General features: G+C 62.6%; 12 protein-coding genes. 10 read left to right on the forward strand and 2 right to left on the reverse strand.

The window, feature by feature from the left end; all coding sequences use genetic code 11:
• Positions 1-555: 555 nt before the first annotated feature.
• From LPW39_RS10200 to LPW39_RS10225, 6 genes are all read left to right on the forward strand, one after another.
• The gene (locus tag LPW39_RS10200) at positions 556-1050 is read left to right on the forward strand and encodes a type IV pilin protein (protein ID WP_330166604.1); all 495 of its coding nucleotides are present in this window, start codon (positions 556-558) and stop codon (positions 1048-1050) included.
• On the forward strand, positions 1050-1550 hold the full coding sequence (locus LPW39_RS10205; RefSeq protein WP_230774207.1) for a GspH/FimT family pseudopilin: 501 nt from the start codon (positions 1050-1052) through the stop codon (positions 1548-1550). Before LPW39_RS10200 ends, LPW39_RS10205 begins: the two co-directional genes overlap by 1 nt.
• Positions 1544-2074, forward strand: coding sequence for a PilV family protein (locus LPW39_RS10210; protein ID WP_230774208.1), 531 nt, complete (start codon positions 1544-1546; stop codon positions 2072-2074). The genes LPW39_RS10205 and LPW39_RS10210 overlap by 7 nt, the downstream gene beginning before the upstream one ends.
• Before the next feature lie 10 nt (positions 2075-2084).
• Positions 2085-3251, forward strand: a complete 1167-nt coding sequence (locus LPW39_RS10215) for a PilW family protein (RefSeq protein WP_230774210.1) — start codon at positions 2085-2087, stop codon at positions 3249-3251.
• The gene (locus tag LPW39_RS10220; RefSeq protein ID WP_230774211.1) at positions 3248-3832 is read left to right on the forward strand and encodes a pilus assembly PilX family protein; all 585 of its coding nucleotides are present in this window, start codon (positions 3248-3250) and stop codon (positions 3830-3832) included. Before LPW39_RS10215 ends, LPW39_RS10220 begins: the two co-directional genes overlap by 4 nt.
• Before the next feature lie 81 nt (positions 3833-3913).
• Complete coding sequence (locus tag LPW39_RS10225; RefSeq protein WP_230774213.1) at positions 3914-9766, forward strand: pilus assembly protein; 5853 nt, start codon at positions 3914-3916, stop codon at positions 9764-9766.
• A gap of 103 nt (positions 9767-9869) precedes the next feature.
• Here LPW39_RS10225 and LPW39_RS10230 read toward each other — a convergent pair whose 3' ends face one another.
• Positions 9870-11810 (reverse strand): sensor histidine kinase, encoded by a 1941-nt coding sequence (locus LPW39_RS10230; protein ID WP_230774215.1) that lies wholly within the window; start codon positions 11808-11810, stop codon positions 9870-9872.
• Between the two features lie 86 nt (positions 11811-11896).
• Complete coding sequence (locus tag LPW39_RS10235) at positions 11897-12607, reverse strand: response regulator (RefSeq protein ID WP_230774216.1); 711 nt, start codon at positions 12605-12607, stop codon at positions 11897-11899.
• Positions 12608-13105: 498 nt separating this feature from the next.
• On the opposite strand from LPW39_RS10235, the gene lldP reads away from it, so the two are divergent.
• The 4 genes from lldP (at position 13106) to dld (ending at position 18624) form a co-directional block, all read left to right on the forward strand.
• Positions 13106-14788, forward strand: a complete 1683-nt coding sequence (gene lldP, locus LPW39_RS10240) for an L-lactate permease (RefSeq protein ID WP_230774218.1) — start codon at positions 13106-13108, stop codon at positions 14786-14788.
• Positions 14789-14855: 67 nt separating this feature from the next.
• Positions 14856-15632 (forward strand): transcriptional regulator LldR, encoded by a 777-nt coding sequence (gene lldR, locus LPW39_RS10245; RefSeq protein WP_230774219.1) that lies wholly within the window; start codon positions 14856-14858, stop codon positions 15630-15632.
• A 69-nt stretch (positions 15633-15701) separates the two neighbouring features.
• A complete protein-coding gene (gene lldD, locus LPW39_RS10250; protein ID WP_230774224.1) occupies positions 15702-16838 on the forward strand; it encodes an FMN-dependent L-lactate dehydrogenase LldD in 1137 nt (378 codons plus the stop codon).
• Positions 16839-16869: 31 nt separating this feature from the next.
• Positions 16870-18624, forward strand: a complete 1755-nt coding sequence (dld, locus tag LPW39_RS10255; RefSeq protein WP_230774226.1) for a D-lactate dehydrogenase — start codon at positions 16870-16872, stop codon at positions 18622-18624.
• The last annotated feature ends 119 nt before the right edge of the window (positions 18625-18743 follow it).

Here is an 18743-nt window from a genome sequence, read left to right on the forward strand (position 1 = left end):
ATCATCCGCTCCGCCTCGGTTTTCCTGCGGTCTTCTGGGGGCCATAAACCATAGTGATCTGTAAGATTGATCTCCCTCAAGATGCACATTCGCAACGGTATTTGGATTTTGTTAGCAGATACATGAAATTGAATGTATCCACGCTACGCACATCGCCACGCATACCCGGTTACGGGCTCGGCGCGTCGATTGTTCTGCATCAAGCCCAGAAGCCAGATTGAACCGTGCCATGCCTGCTATCAAAAGTTCTCTGCGCAGTGGGTGGATGTGGCTAGAAGTGACCACGCCTGGTCGTGGCATCAGACGGCACCCGCTTCATATTTGGCTTAGCTATTGAAGTTTTGTATATATCTTGACGTAAGTTCTTGGTAAGAAACAGGCAAGCTTCCCCTATGATGCGACCTCGTTAGAAATTTTATGAATTTCTAAATATCAATAAATTCTATTGATGATTGGGTCGGTGGCTGCTCATCTCCATGCCTCAATGCGATCTCTTCATCCAATGGACTAGAGGAACGCAGCGCCACGCGCAAGCGGGTGAGGGAGGGTGTCATCATGGTGTTTCAAGCAGCAGAACAACGACTGCCGGCTCAACCTGCAAGCCGCAGTGCCGTGCGTCTGGCCATAGCGTCCGCGCAGCGCGGCTTTACGCTGATCGAGGTCATGATCGTGGTCGCCATCGTGGCGATTCTTTCGGCGATCGCCTTGCCCAATTACAGCGAGTACATCAAGCGTGGCCAGATTGTGGATGGCCTGACGCCACTGGCCGATCTGGGCGCCAAACTGGAGCAGCATTTTCAGGACAAGCGCAAATACGATGGTGCCTGCGAAGCCGGCTCTATCGCACCAGAGCCTGCCACCACCGCACGCTTTAAATACGAATGCGACCTGGCTGCCACCACCTTCACTATCTCGGCGATAGGGCTGGGAAGCATGTCCGGCTTTAAGTTCACCTTGGATGAAAAAGGCCAGCGCCGTACCACTGACACCCCTTCTGGCTGGACCAAAGGGACAGATTGCTGGTCGACCAACAAGGCGGGGCGCTGCTGATGCATACAAAGCGTACCCTTCGCGGTTTTACCTTGGTCGAGCTGATGGTCGGGCTGGCCATCACCGTCTTTTTGCTGCTGCTGGTCATTCCGTCGGCCAGTGTCTATATCCTCGATTCCAGAATCCGCGCGGCCGCACAGGCCTACTACGATGGCGCACAGCTGGCGCGGGCTGAAGCGCTGCGCCGCAATGCCTTTGTGGCCCTTGGCATGACGGACAGCAATCTGGGCTGGAAGGTCACCGTAGGTGACACGCAAATCGCCAGCAAGGCAGTGGAAAGCGCAGCGAACCTGACCGTCCAGGCAGAACAGGAAACCATCACCTTTGACAGCGTGGGCCGAACTCCCACCGGTAACGCTGTGACCTTCAAGCCCACCAATGCGACATGCCTGGCAGACAGCGGTACCCAGCGCTGCCTGCGCGTGGTTATCTCGCCCGGTGGCCAGGTGCGCATGTGCGACCCGGCGGTCGGTGAAGAGGGGGACAACCGCAAATGCTGAGTCCATCCCACCGCATGCCGACCCTGGCGCGCGCATCCAGACCCGGCCAGCGCGGCATGATGCTGATCGAATCGTTGGTCGCCATCATGATCATCGTGCTTGGCATCCTGGGCATTGCCGGCCTGACGGCCCGCTCCGTGACCTGGTCAGGCCAGGCGCAGTACCGCACCGAGGCAGGGATATTTGCTGCGCAGATCGTGCAGGCGATCTCGCTCAAGGTGGACCGCAGCTCGCCAGCCAACTTGACCGCATCGTTGCAGGCATTGCAGCACCAGCCCAGCGGCAGTGCGCAGCAATGCAGCTTCAGCGGCAGCGCAACCAGCAATAGGGAGCTGGCCCAGCTGCTGTCGGCCGCCCGCGGCGCGGAAGCAAACGTGCATGGACTGCCCGGCGCTACGCAAGCGGGTCAGCAGATACTCGTCGATACCACGGGCGATCTCAATCAGGTCACCGTGGCGCTGTGCTGGCAGGCCCCGCATGACGAGGCCCCGCGCAACTACCAGATTCAGGCCTATGTGCACTAGGCACGACTCCATGGACATGGCGCATAGGCCATGCTTCAAGCAGATTCGGCTTGCAGGCGGGCGCACTCCGCAGCGCTCGCCACAAGCAGGTTTTTCCATCATCGAGATCCTGGTGGGCCTGGCCATTGGCTTGGCCAGCATGCTCGCCGTCTACCAGCTGTATGGCGTGTCCGAGAATCAGCGGCGCACCGTCTCGTCTGCCAGCGATGCCCAAAGCGCTGGCGCATTGGCACTGTTCAGCATCGAGCGCGATATCCGCTCCGCAGGCCTGGGTTTTGCGACCATGGAGCCTCGGCATTTTGGCTGCAATGTGCAGGGGCATACCAATGGCCGCGCTTTCACGTTCCCGCTGGTGCCCGTGCGTATCACCGCTACAGGCGGTACACAGCTCTGGGTGCTCACCGGCTCGTCAGCGAACATGGTGACCGGATCGCGCTACGAGGCCAGTGCCAATGGCGTCTTCAGCATGGAGAAATCCAATGCCGGCTTGCATGCCGGCGATGTGGCCGTGGGTACCTCAGACACCAATACCCAAGAGTGCCTGTTGATGGAAATTACCGCTGGCGCCCGCTCCACGGTGGCATCGGATTCGGGCAGCGTCCCCTATCCCGACAAGCGCGTAAGCCAGAGTGCCGGAAGCTATAGCAACTTCTACACCGGGACGAGCGCAATCCCTCGTTTTAACGGCGGCAGCCGCCGCAACATGCTCGATGGCGGCACAACCAGCCTGGGCGAAGGGGCGCTCTACAACCTGGGCCCCGAGCCGCAGTTGCACGTCTGGAGCCTGCAGGGCAATGAGCTGGTCTATTACAACCAATTGACAGAGACCAGCGAGAGCAGTGTTGCCGTCGCACACGATGTGCTCAGCTTTCAGGCGGAGTACGGCTATGACCTGGACGAGAATGGCCAGATTAACGGGGCGCAGGAATGGACAGCCACTTTCAGCGACGGCTGGACTTGGGACAAAGTGCTTGCCGTGCGCATAGCCATCTTGGTGCGCAGCTCGCAGTTCGAGCGTGAAGAGGTTACCGCAGAGCCACCACGCTGGGCCAGCGGCACCAAGCAGTTCTGGACAGATGACGACGCGCCCGGAACGGACTGGAAGCACTACCGCTACCGCGTCTACGAAAGCGTCATCCCGCTGCGTAACACCCTGTGGGGGCAATTAGCACCATGACCCATCCATACCGCCAACGGGTTCCCGCCACTCGCCCACATAGCGCACGCGGCGTCGTGCTGCTGGTCGCACTGGTCGTGCTTTTGGTGATGACGCTCACCAGCCTTGCGCTGGTGCGCACCACCACCACGGGCTCTTCCATTGCGGGCAGCCTGGCACTCAAGCAAACCGCCACCACCGGCGCTGATCTGGGCCTGGAGCGGGGGCTGGCGCAACTCGATCAGCTGTCGCAAAACGGCGCGGCGCTGGAGAGCAACAACGCTGGCGAAGCTTACTTCGCCAGTTTCGATCCCAGGGTCGCCGCCAAGGATCTGCAATGGGATTCCAGTGGCAAACAAGCCACCGCCGATGACGGCTTGGGCAATGAAGTGCGCTACATGATCCACCGCCTGTGCAGCGCTTCCGGCGCAGTGAGCGCGGCAGGCCAATCTTGTGTTGCACCCGAAGGCACCGGCTGCCCCGGCTCATCCGACAGCCCCGGCAGCGTGGTGCCCTGCAATGACCGGCCCATGTACCGCATCAGCGCGCGTGCGGTGGGCCCGCGCGCCACCGTGAGCTATGTGCAGATGACCGTGTATTGACGACAGCAGCGCGCAGGCGCGCCCCCTGGCATGGCCCTTACTCCCGGGCAGCAGCCAGCGATGAGAACAAAGGAGAGGGAAATGCTTCAGAAATTAAAAGACCAGGTGCCATGGCCCTGGGCCCGAGGCCTGTGGGCCGTGCTCGCTGCTGCCACCGTGGCGGCCGGCTTGTTTGCGAGCAATGCCACCGCCGACTCCACATCCAGCGACGCAGTCGATATTGCCGATATCCCGCTGGGCATTCTGGGCGACCAGACCAAGCCCAATGTGATGCTCCTGCTCGATACCTCGGACTCCATGAAATGGAGCCATATGCCCGATGGCTGGGAACGGCGTGAAACCAAGCACTTCCCCGTGGGCTACAAAAGCGCGTTGTGCAACGCGCTTTACTACAACCCAGATACCAACTACCCGCTGCCCAAGCAGTCCGATGGCACCACCGACATGCCCGTGCCAATGTTCTCTGCCGCATGGAAGGATGGCTACGACCAGTCGCAAGGTGTCGTCAATCTCGGTACCGCCTTCCAAGCCTATGAAATCGGCACGCGCGCCCGTGATCTGTACAGCGACCTGCCCCAGCGCGCCTATTATTTTCGATGGACACCCGCCAGCAGCACCTACCCCACGGTGCCCAGCTGGGATCGTGAGGCCACTTGCACCTGGCCCACTGTCAGCAGCCTTTTTGACGACGATGGCAGCGTGCAGGACAGCGGTATCGTGGCCCAGCCCATTGACGGCGTGCCGGGCGGTGAGATGCGTGGCCGCTGGACCCGCGTCAAAATTGCCAATGCCGCCGCACAAGAGCGCAACTTTGCCATCTGGTACAGCTACTACCGCACGCGTATCAACATGGCCAAGTCCTCCGTCAGCCTGGCCTTTGGCACGCTGAACGACAACTTCCGCATCGGCTTTATGACGGTGGCCAAGCCCGGATCGGGCGCGCACAGCCACTTCCTGCCGGTGAAGGATTTCTGGGGCACCGACAAGCAGACCTGGTTCCAGACCATCCAGAGCGCCAAAACCGGCGGCTCCTCGCCCACGCGCGAGGCCTTGGCCCGCGTGGGCCGCTACTACGCCGGCAAAAGCGACAGCATCAACGACACGATGCTGCCTTTTGTCGACCCCGTCATCTCCGCCTGCCAGCGCCACTACACCATCGTCACCACCGACGGCTACTGGAACACTGGGCAAGAGACCAAGGGCAGAGGCCCGGTGCAGATCGATGGTGTAACCCTGGTCGGTCAGCAAGATGGGCCGCCTTTGGGGCTGACGCCGCCAGAGGGCTTGATTCCGCGTCCTATTTACGATGGTTCGGTCAGCGGCTATCGCCTGGCGCACGATGCCGAGGTCGATTACGCACTGGCCAGCTGCACGCTTGGCTGGAGAGTGACGGTGCCTGGTGGGGGCACCAAGACCGAGACGACCTATAAGAAGATCGTCAAAAAGGATGTGCTTCGAACTAGCTGGTTCACAGCGGAGTTGCATTGGTGGAGAAAGATCCGAAGCCAAATGATGCGGGTGTCGCACAAGGCACCTTCTTCCGGCAATGGCGACTTTCTGCAAAGCGAGAGCAAATACTGGTATGCACAAGGCACTCACACGCAGACTAAAAATCTTTATCAGCAGCGTCTGAGTTGGAACTATGTCAACAAGGTGCAATACCGCAACAAGCTGGTCACCACTTGGAGCACGGAGACGCAAACTCCTTGGGCTCGGGCAGTAGCGCAGCAGGTGCGGGAGAAGCGCTATTTTTACTGGTACAAAAATCCGGCATTGGGCGAGGTAGAACTCAAGACCACCGACAGATCCGTGTGTGAGGCCTTTGCCAGCGGCTGTACCGTAGAGCCGCCAGGGGGCGATAGCTGGAAGGTGGTTCAGTCATGTACCGCTGGTGTCGCGGGAGATTACAGGGTTGAATGTGACGGTCCCACTGAGCGGAGCGTCAGTGCATCCTTCTGTAGCAGCAACGGCCAGTATGTTCCGGGTGAGGGCACCATTGTTTGCCAAGGCGTGGCTGTTCCCCCATATAGTGGCCCTGTGCTCGCCTGTAACAGCCTGCACCCGCAATTAGCTGCAGATATTGCGGCTGCGGGTGGTAGCACTAGCCAGGTGGAGTACAGCAATTGCGACCGTAGTCACCGTGAGGAGCGTTATGTATCGCAAGATCAATGTGTGAACTTGCCTGCGACGCAGGCCAACGGATTTCGTAGCACAACATGTACGCGCGAGCCCCTTAACGGCGCAGATGGCGAAACCGACAATAGCTGCCAAGTCACCAGCGCTCCTGTATGGGATGCTGCCAGCAGCACCTTTACCGAGTGCAAAAAACGCGGTGACGCAGAGATGGTGGCGTCCTGCCAAGCAGGCAATTTGCCCAACCAGCCCGGCCGTATGGACATAGTTTGCGAAACCAGGGTAAGGGTATCCAGTACTACGGTTGCGCCTAGCACTTGCCATGCGGGTGTGGAGGCAAACTATGCGGTGGAATGCACCAATGCACAGAGCAGTTGGGGCGACCCGGTGCAGAAAGATTCGGCTAGCTGTCGAACGCTCCCTACGCCCAGTCACGACCTGACCTGTGCGCGACGCGAGACGCCTTGGCGGGGTGTTGAGTCGTGCACACCCGAAATTCCGTGGGCGGGCAACGGCTGGGTGGGGACCGAATGTTACGGTCCCGAAAAGCTTCCGCCTCAGCCGAGCCTTTGCACGCCAGCGCCGGGCATGGCTGACACACAGCCACCGCCTCCTATGCCTGTCGATCCGGCAAACTGCAGCCCGCAACTTGCGACTCCAGAAAATGGTTGCATTTACAGCACTTGCGAAGCAAGAGCTCTACCGGCAGAGAACGTGGCATCTTGTCGCAGTGAAAGTCCAAGGTCTCCCGATTGGATAACGAGTAGCTGCCTCGCGCTGTATGAGCGTGGCTGGACCGTTCCCCGCTGCGATGGCATGTTTGATGACTACCGAACTATCAGAAATTGCCAGGCCCGTAGCCGAGAGCGTAATATGCCCTATGGCACTTGCGAAGCATACTTGTCAGAGAATCCAAGCACAGAGACCCAGATCTGTGAGAGTGTCGACGAGAGCACACCTGAAGGTGTGATCTATCTGCAATCCGAGGCAGAGTTTGCGGCATGCGTGGCGGGCACCGATGGGAACGGCGTGGAAACCCAGTGCGTTCAGGAAGGTCCCACCACCATCGATGTACCCCAAGGCGAGCTGTGCGTGCCCGGCTACAACCCAACCACCCACAAAGTGACCGACTGCAGTGGGGTAGGGGTAGGCTCTACAACCATTGAGCCGACCAAGCCTGACCACTGCCCACCAGAGACCTGCGAAGAGGCCAAAGGTAGCAAGAAAGTCTTCAACGGCGATTACCGGACCAACCGTATAACGCTGACAGGCACGGCAGAAACCGGCCGCATCTTGGTCAGGCCACCCGGAATAGTGCCGTTCAATGGCGACCTGGAATCGCCCGCGATCTGCTATCCGCATGAACCTGCGCCGCAACTGCCGCCCGCCGGAAGGCCCCAGCCCGGCACAGCCCCCTGGGCCGCGTTGCCAGCAACGCACACCCGCTGTGGCAGCCTGCCCTGCAATGAGGACCACCTGAACCCTGCCACTGGCGGCAGCAGCAACTCGCTGGCCGATGTGGCGCAGTACTACTACGCCACCGATCTGCGCCCCGGCGACGAGAACAGTACCCCACGCGGCTGGCCCAACCAGGTGCGGCCGGTGGGCACAGGGGCGGAGGACGACAAGGCCACCTGGCAGCACATGAGCACCTATGTGATCGGCATGGGGGTATCGGGCACCTTGAAGTACCACAAGGACTACAAGACTGGCGCAGGCGACTTTGCCGATCTGCGCAGCGGCCTCAAAACCTGGCCGATCTGGCCGCGTGAAGGGGCCAATGAGGAGAGTCCGGAATCCATCGATGACTTCTGGCACACGGCCGTGAATGGCCGGGGCCTGTATTTCAGCGCCAATGATCCATCAGCCATCCAGTCCGGTCTGGCAGAGGTGTTTGCCGATATCCGCGCGGCGCTGGGCTCGGGCGGCAGCGTGGGCGTGTCGTCGCCCATCACTGAAGCGGGCAACAACTTTGCCTATGCCGCCACCTACCGCACTGGCCGCTGGTCAGGCGATCTGCAGGCTTTTGAGATTGGCCTCAGCTCCGGCTGGCGCACGCAAATCGAAGGCTGGTCCGCCAAGGATGCGCTGGACAGGCGCGACCTGGCCACCGACAACCGCCGCATTCTGTTCATGAACGCGGGCAGGCTGGCGGAATTTACCTACGCCAACCTGGGCAGCCTGCGCAGCCATTTCGAAGCGTCCGCCATCAGCACCCGCTTGGCCCAGTATGCGCAGATGAGCGATGCGCAAAAGGAAGCCGCCGAAGGCGCCAACCTGGTGAACTACCTGCGCGGCGACCGCAGCCTGGAAGACTTTGCGCTGGGCGACGAGCGCAAGCTCTACCGCCCGCGTGAAAGCCGCCTGGGCGACATCATTGGCTCGCAACCCCTGTACGTGGGCAAGCCCACGCGCCGCTACCGCGATGCCGGCTATGCCGCCTACCGCCTGAGCCAGCAAAACCGCAGGCCCATGGTGTATGTGGGCGGCAATGACGGCATGCTGCATGCCTTCCATGCCGACACCGATCTGCGCAAGACAGAAACCATCGGCGGCCGAACCGTGCCCGTAGCCGCGCGCGAAGCCTGGGCCTTTGTGCCCACCGCCGTGATGCCCGAAATGGCACGCCTGGCCAGTGTGGACTACGACAGTGCCCACCGCTACTTTGTCGATGGCTCGCCCGTCGTGGCCGATATCCACGACGGCAGCGCCTGGAAGACCATCCTCGTGGGCGGCTTCAACAAGGGTGGCAAGGGCTACTACGCGCTCGACATCACCAACCCGCTGGAGCCCCAGCCGCTGTGGGAAGCCAGCCTGCCCGAGATGGGCCTGAGCTTTGGCCGCCCCATCATCTCCAAGCACCCCAATGGCACCTGGGCGGTGTTCCTCACCTCGGGCTACAACAATGCCGACGGCAAGAACCATGTGTTTGTGCTCAATGCCAGCACCGGCGCGACCATCGCGCAAATGACCACCCCCAACGGCAGCGGCCTGCGCGAGATCAACAACTACTTGCGCGACCCTGCTGGCGACAACACCACCCGCTTGCTCTACGGCGGCGATCTAGACGGCAATGTCTGGCGTTTCCAGTGGGATGTGGCCGCGAGCCGGTTCCAGGTGCAGCGCGTGGTACAGCTCACCGACCAACCCATCACCACCCGCATAGAGCTGGTGCAAGGCAGCACACAACTGCCGCGTATTCTGGTCGCCACTGGTCGCTTGTTCGGGTCTGCTGATATGACGGATAAAAGCCAGCAGTCCATCTACGGCTTTGATGACAAACCGGAGGGCTATGCCATCAGCGCAGCCTCATTCCGGGCAGATCTCAAAGAATCCATATTGGAAGCATACAGGGACACCGAGGGCAAACTTGTGCGCAGACTGCGCTGCGCAAGCCGCGACCATGCCGTCTGCAATGACCGCCGCAAAGGCTGGTATGTCGATCTGCCCATTGAGCGTGAACGGGTGAATGTCAATATGCTGTTGGCCGGTACCACCTTGGTGGTGGCCAGCAATGTGCCATCCGACGCGCCTTGCCTGGCAGGCGGCTCTGGCTGGCTCAACTACCTCAACTTTGAGACGGGGATGGCAGTAAATGGCAACCCGGAAGGCGGCGCCGCTGGTGAGCAGGTGCCCGATACGATGATCGTTGGCAATGCGCTGACTGCTAACCGAGATGGCACCGTGACCAGCCACATCCAGACCGGTGTTGTGGGAAAACCGATTGATATCGTCATCCCCGTGGCGACACCCAAGCCACAGGGCAAACGCATCAGCTGGCGTGAGGCGGTGACGAACTAGGCGCTGCGCCGCTCACACTCCAAGTCAAAGGCCACCACAGCAATTGATCTGTGGTGGCCTTTTTGCGTTCTAAGGAAGGCTGGCGCTGTGTCCAATAAGGTGCTCAGCGGCTCTCAGCCCTCGGCGCCGCCGCCGGCAAACCGGTGCCCAGCTGCAGCACCGCCGTCACCATCGTCCCCGCAGGGCTCGATTGCACGCTGAAGCTGGCGCCCAGGCGCTGGGCGCGGGCGGCCATGCTGCGCATGCCCACCGATTGGCCGGCGCGTTGCACCGCCTGCACATCAAAGCCCACGCCATCGTCCTCTACCCGCACCAGCAGCTGGTTGGGCTTGGGCTGCGAGTACTCTACCCGCACCTTGCTGGCATGGCTGTGCTTGATGACGTTGGACAGCGCCTCCTCCACCAGCCGGGTCAGCAGCAGGCACTGCAGCGCATTGGGGCGCTTGCCTTCTTCGACCGTGCCCTGCCACTGCGCGGCAATGCTCCAGTGCGTTTGTACGCCTATCTCATCCAAGATGCGCGTGATGCGGTGGCGCAGCGGCGCGGCCCATTGCACGGGCGTATCGGGGACCGATGCGCCGGCGCTGGAGCCATAGTCGATCAGCTGGTTGAGGTCATCGCGCATGCTTTTGAGCAGGGACAGCACGCGTGCCGTGCTGATGGTGTCGGGCGACTGCTCCACCAACGCCATGCTGCGCACCAGGGCACCGCCCAGGCCGTCGTGCAGGTCATGGGCGAGGGCCATGCGCTCCTGCAGCTTGGCGTTCTCCAGCGCCTGCAGATGCTCGCGCTGCAGTGCCTGGGCCAGCTCGCTGCGGGCCGATTCCACCCCCACCTTCAGCTCGCGGTTAAAGCGCCGCACCTCGTGCATCTGCTTGACCAATTGGCCGCCCAGCAGCAGCATCAGCAGGCCGATCACCAGCACGCCGCTGAGCGCCGCCCAGTCGCGCGCCACCTGCCAGCGGTCCAGCACCGAGTAGAGGTTGTTCAGCGCCACCAGGGTCAGCAGCAGCCAGATGCAGGCGAGCAGGATATGCGCCAGATTGCGCGGCCGTCTGCGCGGAAACCAGGCATGGATCTGGAACTGCAGCCCATTGACCAGAAACACCGCCGTCGCTCCCTGCCACACCAGGCTGAAACCCTGGCGTGCATGCTCGGCCGGCACCAGGCAGGTCACAGCGGCGCCGACAAAGGCCAGCGCCCACAAAAAGCGCTCCACCCAGGGCAGCTTCTGACCCCCAAAGCGGAAGGTAAAGATGCACACGCTCAGCACATAGCCCAACAGCGCCACCAGGCTGAAACGGGCGCGGGTCAGCGAATCGGGCCAGGGCCACTGCGTGCCCGCCAGGTAGGTGCTCAGGTACAGCATCCAGCACAAGGCCATCAGCGCAAACCAGCCATAGGTGCGTGCGCGGCGCTGCAGCAACCAGATGCTGAAGAACAGCACGCCAGCCATCGCGCAGAGCACGGCATTGACAAAGTAGACCGTGCGCTGGCGCCATTGCTTGCCCGCCTGCACATCGGCCACCTCCTGCGGCGCGCCCAGGCGCAGCTGGCCCAGACCCGGGCTCAGCGCCCTGCTGCCCACCACGTACACCCAAACATGGTTGATGCCAGGCTGCAGCATCGATTCTGGCAGCAGCCACCAGCGCGGCACATTCCAGCTGCGCGACAGTGGCTCGACCAGCGAGGCATCGCTCCACAGCAAACCATGGTTCACATACACCGCGCCAGCCACGCTGATGCCATCGATGCCGAGCGCCACTGCGCTGGGCGCCACTGCGCTGGGTGCCACCGCAGACTCGGTATCGAGCACCTGCGGTGCGCTGTCGCAGACGCGCTGCCAGGCAATGCGGTACCAGACGGCGCCATCGTGCGTGGGCCAGCGGCTGGTCCACAGATCGGGCAGTTTGACCGGCTCCCAGCCCTCAGCGGGCGCGGGCAGTGCGGGGTTGAGCCCACTGGCGCGGGCCGCATCCACCTGCAGGATCTGTGCCTTGCAGCTGGCGCTAGGGGTGGTGCCCGATTGCGAGGTTTGGGCCATTGCCGGCCATGCCATCAGCATAACCAGCAGTGCGAGAAAGTACGCCCCGGCTTGCAGCAGCCGGGGGAGGGGGTTGCCGCGCCCGATCACTCAATCATTCCCCGGGCGCGCGCTTCGCGCACGGCCATCATGCGCGAGGAGACCGCCAGCTTGCGGTAAATGCGCTTGACATGGCTCTCCACAGTGTGGCGCGACAGATGCACTGCGTCAGCAATTTCTCGGTTGCTCATGCCATCGGCCACCAGGCGCAGTATCTCGGCTTCCCGGGGGGTCAGGCCCACATCCGGCTCGCCCCCATGGGCGGCTGGTACAGCGCTATCGGCGGGCTTGGACGCGCGCATGGGCAGCAACTGCAAAATGCGCCGGGCGATAAAAGGGTCGATCGGTGCGCCTCCGCGCAGCACGCTGCGGATGGACAGCATCACCTCGAAATCATCACGCTGCTTGAGCACATAGCCGGTAGCGCCAGCGCGCAAGGCGCTCAGGATCAGCTCTTCCGAGCTCCAGGCCGACACCACCAGAATGCCCAGTCCCGGGTCCTCGGCCCGCAGCTCTTCAATCAGCGACTGGCCGTTGCCATCGGGCAGGCGCAAATCCACCAAGGCCAGGCCCACCGGCCCTTCGGCTACTACCGCCCGAGCTTCGGCCAGGGTGCTGGTAACGATCAGCGCATCGTCCTCATACCCCAGCTGTTTCAACACCTGGCGCAAGCGTTCTTGCAGCAGCGGCTCGTCCTCCACGACCAAGACGGGGACGGGTAAAAGAGCATCTTCAACGAGCAGAGAAGGTTCAAGCATGGGCAACAAAAAACGCGGGGGCGGACCCCCGCGATGGTATGCGAGTGGGCGAAAAATGCTATCCCTGAAACTGGGGAATTTCCCCGCCTGTGCCGTTGGCCGAGGGCGGGTAAGTGGTCACTGCCCGGCCAGCAAACGGAGGCAAAGCAGCCAGCAATCCCTGTTTGGTTTTTGCCGAGGTGACCATCTTCTGTGATTTAAATTGGTATTACCAAAATACCAATTAGGTTAGTAGATTGTCAAATTACGGGTTTACCCTGGCAATAAAAACTCCTAATTCCACAATAATCGCCCAACTTTGCCGCAGGTTAGCGATTTCATGGTTTATTGGTAATACCAATTTAGACCAAAGGTCCAACCAACGGCATAGCGAACAAGCCATTCACCAGGCTAGGCCAAGCACAGGGCAGCCCAAGCAGCCCGTTAGCGCCATGCCCGGGTGAACAGCCCAAGATCAAGGCGCGCCACGCGCCCGTCCAATAACTTCGAGACATCGCCATGCAAACTCTCTGGCAGCAAAACTACGACCCGGCTGGCAACATCTGGGTGTCGGCCCTGGTGGCCTTGATTCCGATCCTGTTTTTCTTTTTGGCGCTGACCAAGCTGCGGCTCAAGGGCTACCAGGCGGGGACGGTCACGGTGGTGCTGGCCCTGGCGGTGGCGTTGTTGTTCTACCGCATGCCCGTCAGCGCAGCGCTGGCCTCGGCGGTCTATGGCTTCTTCTATGGTTTGTGGCCCATTGCCTGGATCATTGTGGCTGCCGTGTTTCTGTACAAGATTTCCGTCAAGACGGGGCAGTTCGATGTGATCCGCTCGTCGATCCTGTCGGTCACGCCGGACCAGCGCCTGCAGCTCATCCTGGTGGGCTTTTGCTTCGGCGCGTTTTTGGAAGGCGCGGCAGGCTTTGGTGCGCCGGTTGCCATCACGGCAGCCTTGCTGGTGGGCCTGGGCTTCAAGCCGCTGTATGCCGCAGGCTTGTGCCTGATTGCCAATACCGCCCCGGTCGCTTTTGGTGCGATGGGTATTCCGATCATCGTGGCTGGCCAGGTCTCGGGCGTCGATGCGTTTGCGATTGGCCAGATGGCTGGCCGCCAGCTGCCCTTCATGACCGTGCTGGTGCTGTTCTGGCTGATGGCCATCATGGATGGCTGGCGCGGTGTGAAGGAGACCTGGCCTGCGGTGCTGGTCGGTGGCGGTTCGTTTGCGATCGTGCAGTTCCTCACCGCCAACTACATTGGCCCGGAGCTGCCCGATATCACCTCGGCCATCGTGTCCTTGATTGCGCTGACCCTGTTCCTCAAGGTCTGGCAGCCCAAGCGCATCTTCCGCTTCACGCCTGAGGCGGGTGAGCAAGCTGCTTCGGCCGTGCCTGCAGCGCCGGTGTCCTCGGGCGCACCGCTGACGGCTGTTGCCGTCATCAAGGCCTGGTCGCCCTTCATCATCCTGACCGCCATGGTCACCGTCTGGAGCATCAAGCCCTTCAAGGCGCTGTTTGCGGCAGGCGGCCCGCTGGCGTCCACCGTCATCAATATTCCGGTGCCGTTCCTGCACAACCTGGTCGAGAAGACGCCGCCCGTCGTGGCCGCTGCCGCCCCTTATGGCGCTGTCTACACCTTCAACTGGCTGCTGGCCACCGGCACCGCCATCCTGATTGCGGCGCTGATCACCATTGCCTTCACCCGCCTGTCGCCGTCCAAAGCGGTCGCTACCTTGGCGGAGACATTCAAGGAACTGGCCGTGCCGATCTACTCCATCGGCATGGTGCTGGCCTTTGCCTTTGTCGCCAACTACTCGGGCCTGTCGGCCACCCTGGCGCTGGCTTTGGCACACACGGGCCAGGCCTTTACCTTCTTCTCGCCCTTCCTGGGCTGGATTGGCGTGTTCCTGACGGGCTCGGACACCTCCGCCAACGCGCTGTTTGCCGCACTGCAAGCCACCACAGCGCAGCAGCTGGGCCTGCCCCAGGTGCTGACCGTCGCTGCCAACACCACTGGCGGCGTGACCGGCAAGATGATCTCGCCCCAGTCCATCGCCATTGCCTGCGCCGCTGTGGGCCTGGCGGGGCGCGAATCGGACCTGTTCCGCTTCACCGTGAAGCACAGCTTGATCTTCGCCGTCATCATTGGCTTGATGACTACGCTGCAGGCTTATGTGTTTCCGTGGATGATTCCAGGTCATTGAGCGTCGCTGCGCCATCGCTGTTGATGGCGCCCGCGACGAGAACACACCACACCTGAAAGCTCTCCCCATGCGCCTCGCTGACCATGTCGTCGAAAAACTGCTTGCCCTGGTGCAGGCTCGTGGGCTGCAGCCGGGCCAGCGCCTGCCGGCAGAGCGGCAACTGGCGCTGGAGCTCGGGGTGTCGCGCACGTCAGTGCGCGAGGCGCTGCAAAAGCTCATCAGCCAGGGGGTGCTGTCGGCCCGGCGCGGTGATGGCACCTATGTGCAGACGGTGCCGTCGGCCGATTGGCTGCAGGAGGCCATGGCGCCACTGGCCGGCCTCATCGAATCCGACCCCAACTACCGCTACGACGTGCTGGAAACCCGCCATGCGCTGGAGAGCAGCACCGCCTGGCTGGCTGCGCAGCGCGCCACCGCGCAGGACAAGGAACGCATCCAGCGCTGCTTTGATGTGATGATCGAGCACCAGCAAAGCGGCCATGCCGAGCTGGCTGCGCGCGCCGATGCGCAGTTCCACCTGGCGATTGCCGAGGCCTCGCACAACCTGGTGCTGGTGCAGGTGATGCAAAGCCTGTTCACCGTCGTGCTCTCTACCGTGGAGCGCAACCGCCACGACATGTTCCGCCTGAGCGCCCCGGTCACCCTGCAGCAGCTCACCGTGCAGCACCAAAGCCTGATGCAGGCGATTTTGGAGGGCGACCCGCAGCGCGCCCGCGCCTGCATTGGCGAGCACCTGGAGCATGTGCGCCACACCATCCAGCAGATGGACGAAGAGCGCGCGCGCCGCGAACGATCGATGCGCCTGCCGGCCGAGCTGATGCCCAGCCCGCCCGGTGCGCCATGATGGGCATTGCGCCAGACCATCTACCGAAACAACCGCCCGAGACAAACACCCAGCCCTGAGAGAGCCAGCATGATCATCTCTTCCGCATCCGATTACCGCGCCGCCGCGCAAAAGCGCCTGCCGCCGTTTCTGTTCCACTACATCGATGGCGGCGCCTATGCCGAGCAAACGCTCAAGCGCAATGTTGCCGACTACGCCGATGTGGCCCTGCGCCAGCGCGTGCTCAAGGACATGAGCCAGCTCGACACCAGCATCGAGCTGTTTGGCGAAAAGCTCTCCATCCCCGCCATCCTCGCGCCCGTCGGCCTGCTGGGTATGTTTGCGCGCCGGGGGGAGGTGCAGGCATCGCGCGCCGCAGCTGCCCATGGCATTCCCTTCACCTTGTCCACCGTATCGGTCTGCCCGATTGAAGAGGTGGCGCCGGGCCTGGGCCGGCCCATGTGGTTCCAGCTCTACGTGCTCAAGGACCGGGGCTTTATGAAGAACGCGCTGGAGCGCGCGCAGGCCGCCGGCTGCTCCACCCTGGTGTTCACCGTCGATATGCCCGTGCCCGGCGCCCGCTATCGCGATGCGCATTCGGGCATGAGCGGCCCCAACGCCGCCATGCGCCGCTACTGGCAGTCCGTCACGCACCCGGGCTGGTCCTGGGATGTGGGGCTGAACGGCCGCCCGCACGACCTGGGCAATATCTCCGCCTACCGGGGCAGCCCTACGGGCCTGGCCGACTACATCGGCTGGCTGGGCAGCAATTTTGATCCATCGATCTCCTGGAAGGACCTGGAATGGATCCGCGACTTCTGGAAGGGCCCGATGGTCATCAAGGGCATCCTCGATCCGGAAGACGCCAAGGATGCCGTGCGCTTTGGCGCCGATGGCATCGTGGTCAGCAACCATGGCGGCCGCCAGCTCGATGGTGTGCTGTCATCGGCCCGCGCGCTGCCAGCCATTGCCGATGCGGTCAAGGGCCAGATCAAGATCCTGGCGGACTCGGGCATCCGCAACGGCCTCGACATCGTGCGCGCCATTGCCTTGGGGGCCGATGCCACCTTGCTCGGCCGCGCCTTTATCTATGCGCTGGCCACCTCGGGCCAGGCCGGCGTCAAGCACCTGCTGGAGCTGATGGAAAAGGAAATGCGCGTGGCGATGACCCTGACCAGCGTGGCCAAGGTGGCCGATATCAACGGCGATCTGCTGGTACGCCAGTAAACACCGTCCAGCCATTGCCTCCCTCACTGCCATGACCGCTGCCACCACCACCCCCGTCTCGCGCGATGCGCTGCTCGCCCAGCTGCGTTCCGCCGTCGGCCCCGCCCATGTGCTGACCGGCGACCAGGCCACGCGCCGCTTTCGCAAAGGCCATCGCACGGGCGAAGGCCCGGTGCTGGCCGTGGTGCGCCCAGCCAGCCTGTGGGAACAGTGGCAGGTGCTGGAGGCCGCTGTGGCCGCAGGGCGCATTGTCATCATGCAGGCAGCCAACACTGGCTTGACAGGCGGATCGACGCCCGACGGCAGCGGCTATGACCGCGAGATCGTGCTGATCAACACCTTGCGCATCACCGGGGTGCAGGTGCTGGGCGACGGCGCCCAGGTCGTCTGCCTGCCCGGCGCTACGTTAGACAAGCTGGAGCAGGTGCTGGCACCACTGGGGCGCGAGCCGCATTCGGTCATCGGCTCGTCCTGCATCGGCGCCTCGGTGCTGGGCGGCATCTGCAACAACTCCGGTGGCTCACTGGTGCGGCGCGGCCCGGCCTATACCGAGCTGGCGCTCTACGCCCAGGTGCGGGCCGATGGCTCGCTGGCGCTGGTCAACCACCTCGGCATTGCGCTGGGTGCCACGCCGCAAGAGATATTGACCCGCCTGCAAAACGGCGACTACCGCGACGCCGATATTGCGCACGATGCGCAGCGCGCCGCATCCGACCCGCGTTACGCCGCTGCCGTGCGCGATGTGGACCAGGATTCGCCCGCGCGCTTCAATGCCGATCCCTCGCGTTTGTTTGAGGCCTCGGGCTCCGCCGGCAAGCTCTGCCTGTTTGCGGTGCGGCTCGACACCTTCCCCAAGGTGCCCAGCACCGTCTTTTACATCGGCAGCAACGCGGCCAACGACCTGACCACCGTGCGCCGCCATCTGCTCACCGCCTTGCCCGAGCTGCCCATTGCCGGCGAGTACATCCACCGCACCGCCTACGACATTGGCGAGAAATACGGCAAAGACACCTTCTTGCTGATCGACCGCTTTGGCACGGCCCGCGTGCCGGCCGCCTTTGCGCTCAAAAGCCGGGTCGATGGTTTCTTTGAACGGCTGGGCCTGCGCGGCGTCAGCGACCGCATCATCCAAGCCTTGACCAACCTGCTGCCCAGCCATTTGCCGCCGCGCATGCGCCAGTGGCGCGAGCGCTATGAGCACCACTTGCTGCTGCGCGTGTCCACCGACACAGCCGACGCCACGCGCGCGTTCCTCACTGAGCATTTCAGCGGCAGTGCGAGCGGTGGCTGGTTTGAGTGCGATGCGCAAGAGGGCCGCAAGGCCTTTTTGCACCGCTTTGCGATTGCGGGTGCTGCCATTCGCTACCGCGAAGTGCACCGCGCCCAGGTCGAAGACATCGTCGCGCTCGATGTGGCCCTGCGCCGCAATGACCGCGACTGGGTGGAGCAGCTACCGGCCGAGGTCGAGGCCGACATGGTGCACAAGCTCTACTACGGCCATTTCTTCTGCCATGTTTTCCACCAGGACTACATCGTCAAAAAAGGCGTCGATCCGCTGGCGATGGAGCACCGCATGTGGGCGCTGCTCGATGCGCGCCGGGCCGAGTACCCGGCAGAACATAACGTGGGCCACCTCTATGTGGCCAAGCCGGCGTTGGCTGATTTTTATCGGCGCCTGGATCCCAGCAACAGTTTGAACCCTGGCATTGGCCATACGGCACGGGGTAAGAACTGGGAGGCTTGCTGTGATCGGCCAAGTGGCTGGCCTCAAGGCTATTCGGAGTGATGCTCGCGCACATCGCGGCTTGTGGGGCTGGCTGGCGGTCTGACTAGCTAGCGTGTGTGGTCTGTGGGTGTGCGTTGAGTCGTAAGCTGCAGCGTCCGGGCTGCCTGGACTGACTTGGA

The sequence above is a fragment of the Comamonas koreensis genome, assembly GCF_021026195.1.
In the GTDB taxonomy this organism is placed as follows: domain Bacteria; phylum Pseudomonadota; class Gammaproteobacteria; order Burkholderiales; family Burkholderiaceae_C; genus Comamonas; species Comamonas koreensis.